This window comes from Streptomyces sp. FH025, from assembly GCF_017427025.1.
Lineage (GTDB): Bacteria > Actinomycetota > Actinomycetes > Streptomycetales > Streptomycetaceae > Kitasatospora.
In genome coordinates, this window is sequence record NZ_JAFLNG010000487.1 from 1 (window position 1) to 5,905 (window position 5,905).

Sequence of the window (5,905 nt, forward strand, 5' to 3'; positions counted from 1 at the left end):
CGAGCCGGCCGTCCTGGATGGCCCAGCCGATGCCGGCGACCAGGTCGAAGAAGGCCTCGCTCAGCCAGGCGGCGCTCAGCTCGATCCGGAACACGCCCTCCTGCTGGCCGCGCAGGAAGAGCGCGTGCAGCCGGGCGATCTGGAGCTCCCAGAGGTCGTTGACGTCGTCGTGTGCGTAGAGCTGGTTCTCGCCGGCCAGGAAGGCGCAGAGCATGGCGTCCGGGACGGAGGCGTCCACCAGACGGCGCAGGGCGGCCTCGGCGTCGCCCTCCCCGGTGTCGGCGGTGTCCAGCGCGGCGGCGAAGCGCTGCAGGCCGAGCAGGCCGACCTCTCGGATCAACGCGTCCCGCCCCGGGAACAGCCGGTGCAGGGTGGCGCGGCTGATGCCCGCGGCGCGGGCGATCTCGTCCATGTGGGCGGTGGGTCGGCGGGACAGCACGCCGACGGCGGCTTCCAGCACGGTGTCGCGGTCGGTGGCCATGAGCCGAGTCTAATCCAAATGAGACAGCTGTGTCTCATATTTGTTTTCAGGGTCTCAGCTGAAACGTTGACGGCCGGTGTCCAGGCAACAGAAAAACCGGGAACGGCGGATACGCCGTCCCCGGTCTCGGGTCCTGGTGGCCTCGCGGCCGGTTCAGCTCCGGTCGGTTCAGCTCTGGTTGTAGAAGCCGGTGTCGTCGAGCGGGCGGTCGATCACCATGACCTCGACGTCGGCCGGGGTGAGCAGGAACACCCGGCGGGCGATCCGCTCGATGCCGCCCCGGGTGCCGAAGATCAGCCCGGAGGCGAAGTCGACCATGCGCTTGGCCTCGGCCTCGTCCATCTCGGTGAGGTCCATGACCACCGGGGTGCTCGCCCGGATGTGCTCACCGACGGTGCGGGCCGCCTCGAAGCCCGTGGGCCGCAGGGAGACGATCTTGGCGGGCGCGGGGACGGACGGCACCGTCTCCTGATCGACCCACTCGTCCTCGTACACCGCGGCCGGGTAGTGCCCCGAGGGCATCAGCCACCCGTTGTGGTGCTCGTCGCGAAGTGCTCCCATGCCGCGCCTCCCTGCCTCGTCCCGTCCTGGTCCCCCGGGGCTGTGCGTGTCGGTTTTGACACGTCATCCACTCGTCGGAACTGTCCGAGTATCGCACTGTTCACCGGTCCCGTGCCCGCTCGCGAGCCCCGTACAGGTCGTGCCGCGCCGGAAACCCGGGTGGATCCGGGCACTCACAGTGACGCGGCGCAGCGCCGTACGGTTGCGCGCGTAGACGATATCGGTCGCGCTCGTCGGGTAATTGACCTTCTGTCAACAATGCGGAAACGATTTCATTCGCCGGTGGAGCCGTCCACCAGTTCCCGCAGAAGATCCGCGTGTCCGTTGTGTCGCGCGTACTCCTCGATCATGTGGACCAGGATCCAGCGGAGCGTCACCTCCTCGCCGCGGCGCAGCCGCTTGCCGACGGTGTCCAGCGGGAGTCCGGCGGCGGCCCGCCGGGCGCCCTCGACCTCGGAGCGCCAGGTGGCGAAGTCGGCGGCGGCATCGGCGGTGTCGACGTCGTCGAAGTCGGCGTCGTCGTTCTCCGGGGTCCAGTAGTGGCCGGTGGTGATCTCGGCGCCGAGCAGGATGCCCTGGAACCAGTGCCGCTCCACCTCGGCCATGTGCCGGACCAGTCCGAGCAGGGAGAGCGTCGACGGCGGGACGGAGCGCAGCCGCAGCTGGTCGTCGGTCAGGCCCTCGCACTTGAGGGCGAGCGTGCTGCGGTGGAACTCGAGCCAGGCGGTGAGCATGGCGGTCTCGTCGGCGGCCATCGGCGGGTCCACCCGCGGGGAGATCTCGGTCATGGCGGCCATCCTGGCCCGTGACGGGGCGCCGCCGCGACCGAATTGTCGGGCGGCGCGGTCGCCGGCAGCGGCTAGTACCTGCGGCCCCAGTACTGGTTCGAGGTGCCGGTGTTCTCCCACTGGATGACCGGGGTGCCGTCGGCCGGGTCGGAGCCGGCGACGTCCAGGACCAGTCCGCTGTTCGTGTTGAACAGCTGGCTGATGCCGCTGAGCGGGACCGACGTCTCCCGCCACTGCTGGTTGGCACCGCCGTTGCAGGTCCACTGCTGGGCCTGGGTGCCCCAGGCGGTGCTGTAGCCGGGGATCTCCAGGCACTTGTGGCTGTGCACGTTGACCAGGACGCCGCCGTCCTGCCGCTCCCACAGCTGGTTGTCGCCGCCGGTGCAGGTCCACTGCCGGACGGGAGCGCCGTCGGCGGTGCTCCAGTCGGCGACCTCCAGGCACTTCTGGGTGGCCCCGTTCTGGTACCGCACCTGGTTCGGGTAGGTGGCCTGGGCCGTGGCCGGGAGGGCGAGCGCGAGGGCGCTCGCGGCGGCGAGGAGGCCAGCCCCGGTGCGCAGCCGGGAGCGGTTGGACGGTGCGGTCATGGGTCCCCCTGAAACATCGAAACGCCCCGGGTGGACGCCGGGGCCGATCGCCGTCGCATGTTCGTTCGACGGCGGACCGATCGTAGGGGGTGCGCGGACCGTCGTGCCACCCTTATCCGGCGGCGCGGGAACGCTTCCCGGCCGCCCGCCAGAGCCCGACCAGGGTGCCCGCCGCCAGCAGGGCGATGGCCCCGGCCGAGACGAGGAAGGCCGCCGAGCCCGGCCGGCCGGCGCTGGCAGCCGCGACCACGTACACGGCGGTGGTCGGCACCACGCCGATCGCGGTGGCGAGGAGGAAGGGGAGGAAGCGGATCCCGGAGAAGGCGGCGCCGTAGTTGCCGGCCTGGAAGGGCATGCCGGGCAGCAGCCGCAGCACCAGGACGCTGCGGAAGCCCTGGTCGCTGAGGCGCCGGTCCAGCGCGCCGAGCACTCGCCCGCGCAGGTACGGTCGCAGCGCCTCCCGTCCGAGCCCGCGGCCCAGCGCGAAGGCCAGGGCCGCGCCCAGGGTGGTGCCGAGCACGGCGAGCGCCACGCCCTGCTGGATGCCCAGCAGCAGCCCGGCGGCGGCGTTCAGCGCGGGCCGGGGGACGAAGGCGAGCGTGCCGACCGCGTAGACGGCGGTGAACAGCGGGGCGAACCAGTAGCCGGGCATCCGGTCCGCCAGCCCGCCCGACAGCAGGTCCGTCGGGCTCCACAGCAGCAGCGACCCGGCGGCCGCGCCCAGCAGCAGCACCAGCAGGCCGAACCGCCACCAGGGCGACCGGGCCGGCTGCTCCGCGGCGGGGTCCACGGTCCGGTCGGCGATGTGGTCGGTGATGTGGTCGGCGGGGGACGTCGTCACGGGTACAGGCACGGGCACGCGCCGAGCCTAACCGGCCCCGGAACCGGGTCGACACCGGCGATCACGATCGGCGGGGCGGCGGCCCGGTCCGGCCGGGCGGACGGCCGGGTGGGGCTCGGCCAGGCCGAGCCCGGGGCGCTCGGCATGGTGGCGGCCGAGGCGGCGGAGCGGTTCCGGCGGTCCTGCGATTCCAGCGCCCGGGGCTCCTCGCCGGATCGCACTGAACGATCCCTGAACCTTCCTTTGCCTCAAGGGAGTTGCCGAGCGGTGAGGCCGTCCCCACACTGGGGTGACCTGGGGGAGGGGTGGCGGCGTGTGGGTGTTCGCGGTGCTCTTCGCGGTGTCCTCGGTGGCCTGCCTGGCGGCGGTGCTGTTCACCCGGTCCACCTTCGAGGCGGTGTACCGGGTCGAGCGCGCGGCCCCCGACGCGCAGCCGCAGGGCACACCGACCCTGTACGAACTCGCCTGCCTGTCGGGCCACCTGGGTGAGCTGGCGGTGTGCCAGCTGCACCGGCGCCGGGGGCTGACCGCGACCCCGGCCGGCCGGGTCGGCCCCCGGCGCACGCGCGGGGTGAAGACCTTCGACGCGGCCGTGCTCGCGGCGATCGGTCCGGCCGGCGGGGACCTGATCAAGGTGGCGAAGGAGGTGGGGCGGCGGCCGGAGGCCAAGGCCCTGCGGCGGAAGCTGGTGGCCCGGGGGCTGATGCGCGACGAGAGGCTGATCGCGCGGCACGACCGGGCGACGGTGTGGGCCTCGGCCGCCTGTGTCCTGACCGTGCTGGCAGGCCTCGTCAGTCTCGGGGTGGTGGTGAGCCGCCACGGCAACGCGCTGATCCCGCTGGGGGCCTTCGCGCTGCTGATCGGGTTGATGGTGCTGTCCGGTCGGCGGCTCTTCGGCAGTATCCGCGGTGACCGCACGCCGCTCGGCGACCGGGTGGTGGAGCTGGCCGACGCGGACCCCCGGTGGCGGGACGAGCTCGGCCAGGTCGCCCTGGAGGGGTACTGGGGCCTGCCGCCGGGGCACCCGTTGAGGCGGCCGTGGGAGGCGTCGCGGGCCCGGGAGGCCGCCGAGGAGCGGGCCCGCGCGGCGGAGATGGACCACGCCAACAACGGCGGCGGCAACGGAGGGATTTGAGCGGTTCAGGCGGCTCGTGCCAGGAACGCCAGCAGCCGGTCCCAGGCGTCCCGGGCGGCGGTGTGCCGGTAGAACGCGGAGAGGCCCTTGTTGTCCGGCAGCACGAGGACGCCGACGCCGGTCGCCACCTCCGGGCGGGCCAGGAACGCGGCGAACTCGGTGCCGTCCGCCGAGGTCAGGGTCAGGTCGGCGGCCTCGGCGAGCGGCCAGAGCGCGGGGCTGAAGGCGGGCGGCGCGGCGTCCGGGTCGTAACACATGGCTGGAATTCCTTCCGCGAACAGCGAAAACCGCCGGGCGCTGGAGCGCACCCGACGGTCGGCGATATTAGCGGGGAATTACCCGAATAATTCGACATCATATCGTGGAAAGATCTTTTCCGGAAGTGTTTTCCGGTGACATTGCGGTCACGTTCTCGGCCTCGCGGTCGGGTTCGGCCCGGCGCAGCGCCCCGGCGCTCAGCATCAGCGCGAAGGCGAGGAGGGTGACGAGTCCGAAGGAGACGGTCAGTGAGGTGGCCTGGGCGAGCGCGCCGATCACGGCGGGGGCGATCAGGCCGGAGGTGTAGGTGACGGTGGCGACGCCCGCGATGGCCTGGCTGGGGTTGCCGCCGATCCGTCCGGCGGCCGCGAAGGCGAGCGGGACGATCACCGCGACGCCGACGCCGATCAGCGCGAAGCCGGGGATGGCCAGCGCCGGGTGGTCGGCGGCCACCACCAGCACGCCGCCGAGGGTGGCGATCGCGCCGCCCAGGCGGGTGGCGCGGACGGCGCCGAGGCGGCGGATCGCCGCGTCCCCGGCGAGCCGGCTGACGGCCATGGTGAGCGAGAAGGCGGTGTACGAGGCGGCGGCGACGGTCGCCGAGGCGCCGGTGACGTCCTTGAGGTAGACGCCGCTCCAATCCATTGAGGCGCCCTCGCCGAACACCGCGCAGAAGCCGACCAGGCCGATCACCAGCGAGCTGCGCGGCGGCAGCGCGAAGTGCGGCGGGGCCTCGGCCTCCTCGGGGGCCCGCAGGTCGGGCAGGCCGCGGCTGATCGGCTGGGCGAGGGCCAGCAGGACCAGTGCGGTGACGGCCAGTTGGGCCCGGGGGTCGAGGTCGAGGTGGGCGGCCAGGATGCCGAAGCCGGAGGCCACCAGGCCGCCCACGCTCCACATCCCGTGCAGTCCGGACATGATCGAGCGGCCGAGCCGCTCCTCGATCTCCACGCCCTGCGCGTTCATCGCGACGTCCGCCATGCCCGCCGTCGCGCCGTACACCAGCAGCACCCCGCAGAGCACCGGCAGGGAGGGCGCGAGCGCGGGCAGGACGAGGGCCAGGCACCACAGCGAGATCAGCCCGCGCACCGCGGCCCGGCCGCCGTAGCGGTGGACGAAGCGCCCGGCCAGCGGCATCGCGAGGGAGGAGCCGACGGCGGGCATGACCAGGGCCAGGCCGAGCTGGCCGGGGGAGAGGTCCAGGCGGTCGTGGATCCACGGGATGCGGGTGACGAAGGTGCCGCCGACGGCGCCGTG

General features: G+C 73.0%; 9 protein-coding genes. 1 reads left to right on the forward strand and 8 read right to left on the reverse strand.

Annotated elements, in window-relative coordinates:
* From J0670_RS27415 to J0670_RS27440, 6 genes are all read right to left on the reverse strand, one after another.
* The coding region (locus tag J0670_RS27415) for a TetR/AcrR family transcriptional regulator (RefSeq protein WP_207814379.1) at positions 1-481 on the reverse strand (481 nt) is incomplete at its 3' end.
* Between the two features lie 168 nt (positions 482-649).
* Positions 650-1,042: a cell division protein SepF gene (locus J0670_RS27420; protein WP_207814380.1), complete on the reverse strand. Its 393-nt coding sequence runs from the start codon at positions 1,040-1,042 to the stop codon at positions 650-652.
* A 272-nt stretch (positions 1,043-1,314) separates the two neighbouring features.
* Positions 1,315-1,830, reverse strand: a complete 516-nt coding sequence (locus J0670_RS27425; protein ID WP_207814381.1) for a DinB family protein — start codon at positions 1,828-1,830, stop codon at positions 1,315-1,317.
* A 71-nt stretch (positions 1,831-1,901) separates the two neighbouring features.
* Positions 1,902-2,417 (reverse strand): RICIN domain-containing protein, encoded by a 516-nt coding sequence (locus J0670_RS27430; RefSeq protein WP_207814382.1) that lies wholly within the window; start codon positions 2,415-2,417, stop codon positions 1,902-1,904.
* Between the two features lie 112 nt (positions 2,418-2,529).
* Positions 2,530-3,258, reverse strand: a complete 729-nt coding sequence (locus J0670_RS27435; RefSeq protein ID WP_307806718.1) for a VTT domain-containing protein — start codon at positions 3,256-3,258, stop codon at positions 2,530-2,532.
* The gene (locus J0670_RS27440) at positions 3,255-3,479 is read right to left on the reverse strand and encodes a hypothetical protein (RefSeq protein ID WP_207814383.1); all 225 of its coding nucleotides are present in this window, start codon (positions 3,477-3,479) and stop codon (positions 3,255-3,257) included. Before J0670_RS27440 ends, J0670_RS27435 begins: the two co-directional genes overlap by 4 nt.
* A 92-nt stretch (positions 3,480-3,571) precedes the next feature.
* Here J0670_RS27440 and J0670_RS27445 point away from each other — a divergent pair, with 92 nt between their 5' ends.
* Positions 3,572-4,393 carry a TIGR04222 domain-containing membrane protein gene (locus J0670_RS27445; protein WP_207814384.1) on the forward strand — a complete coding sequence of 274 codons (822 nt, stop codon included), beginning with the start codon at positions 3,572-3,574 and terminating at the stop codon, positions 4,391-4,393.
* Positions 4,394-4,398: 5 nt separating this feature from the next.
* Here J0670_RS27445 and J0670_RS27450 read toward each other — a convergent pair whose 3' ends face one another.
* Complete coding sequence (locus tag J0670_RS27450) at positions 4,399-4,650, reverse strand: hypothetical protein (protein ID WP_207814385.1); 252 nt, start codon at positions 4,648-4,650, stop codon at positions 4,399-4,401.
* A gap of 97 nt (positions 4,651-4,747) precedes the next feature.
* Positions 4,748-5,905 (reverse strand): MFS transporter (locus J0670_RS27455; protein WP_207814386.1); only part of this gene is annotated, 1,158 nt, incomplete at its 5' end.

Coding starts and splice junctions, on each gene's coding strand:
- J0670_RS27450 (WP_207814385.1), bottom strand. CDS start 4,650: ATGTGTTACGACCCGGACGCCGCGCCGCCCGCCTTCAGCCCCGCGCTC.
- J0670_RS27425 (WP_207814381.1), bottom strand. CDS start 1,830: ATGACCGAGATCTCCCCGCGGGTGGACCCGCCGATGGCCGCCGACGAG.
- J0670_RS27420 (WP_207814380.1), bottom strand. CDS start 1,042: ATGGGAGCACTTCGCGACGAGCACCACAACGGGTGGCTGATGCCCTCG.
- J0670_RS27430 (WP_207814382.1), bottom strand. CDS start 2,417: ATGACCGCACCGTCCAACCGCTCCCGGCTGCGCACCGGGGCTGGCCTC.